The organism is Catellatospora coxensis (assembly GCF_016862635.1).
Lineage (GTDB): Bacteria > Actinomycetota > Actinomycetes > Mycobacteriales > Micromonosporaceae > Catellatospora > Catellatospora coxensis.
In genome coordinates this window covers 1-1,173 of record NZ_BONI01000202.1, presented here as the reverse complement: position 1 = coordinate 1,173, position 1,173 = coordinate 1, and the positions used below count along the sequence as shown (strand labels likewise).

Genomic DNA, 1,173 nt, shown 5'->3' with positions numbered 1-1,173 from the left:
GTCCTACTTCGTCGACCCCGAGGGCGCGTTCGTCGGTGACACGGCCGACGCGCACCAGCCGGAGCTGCTGGTCCGGGACCTGGACCTGGGACTGCTGGACACGGTGCGCGACCGGTGGCAGTTCTACCGCGACCGCCGGCCCGACGCCTACGGCCCGCTGACCCAGGCCTGAGGAGGCACGGCGTGTACCTGCTGATCAAGGGCGGCACGGTCGTCACCGCGACCGGCGCGTTTCCCGCGGACGTGCTGGTCGAGGGCGAGAAGATCGCCGGGCTGTTCTCGCCCGACAGCACCCCGCCCGTCGAGGGCGCGCAGGTGGTGGACGCGAGCGGCAAGTACGTCATCCCCGGCGCGGTCGACGTGCACACCCACATGCAGCTGCCGTTCGGCGGCACGTCCGCCTCGGACACGTTCGAGACCGGCACCCGCGCCGCGGCCTTCGGCGGGACGACCACGATCATCGACTTCGCCGTCCAGCGCGCCGGCGAACGCGTCCCCGACGGCCTGGCCGCCTGGCACGCCAAGGCCGACGGCAACTGCCACATCGACTACGGCTTCCACATGATCATCGGCGGGGTCGACGACGAGTCGCTGAAAGCCATGGACTCCCTGGTCGACTCCGAAGGCGTGACCAGCTTCAAACTGTTCATGGCGTACCCCGGTGTCTTCTACAGCGACGACGGCCAGATCCTGCGCGCCATGCAGAAGGCCCGCGACAACGGCTCCATGATCATGATGCACGCCGAGAACGGCATCGCCATCGACGTACTCATCGGCCAGGCCCTGACCCGGGGCGAGACCGACCCCATCAACCACGGCCTGACCCGCCCCGCCGAACTCGAAGCCGAAGCCACCCGCCGCGCCATCTCCCTGGCCCAGGTAGCCGGCGACACCCCCCTCTACATCGTGCACCTGTCCGCATCCCAAGCCCTCGAAGCAGTCGCCGCAGCCCGCGACACCGGCCGCAACGTGTTCGCCGAAACCTGCCCCCAGTACCTCTACCTCACCCTCGAAGACCAGCTCGGCGCACCGGGGTTCGAGGGCGCGAAGTGGGTCTGCTCCACTCCCCTGCGCTCCAAGCACGAGCCCCACCAGCGCGACCTGTGGCGCGGCCTGCGCACCAACGACCTCGCCGTGGTCTCCACCGATCACTGCCCCTTCTGCTTCAAGGAG

General features: G+C 69.5%; 1 protein-coding gene. It reads left to right on the top strand.

The features are described 5' to 3' along the window. Positions 1 to 183: 183 nt before the first annotated feature. On the top strand, positions 184 to 1,173 hold a 990-nt coding region (locus tag Cco03nite_RS42015; protein ID WP_203699633.1), incomplete at its 3' end, for an amidohydrolase family protein.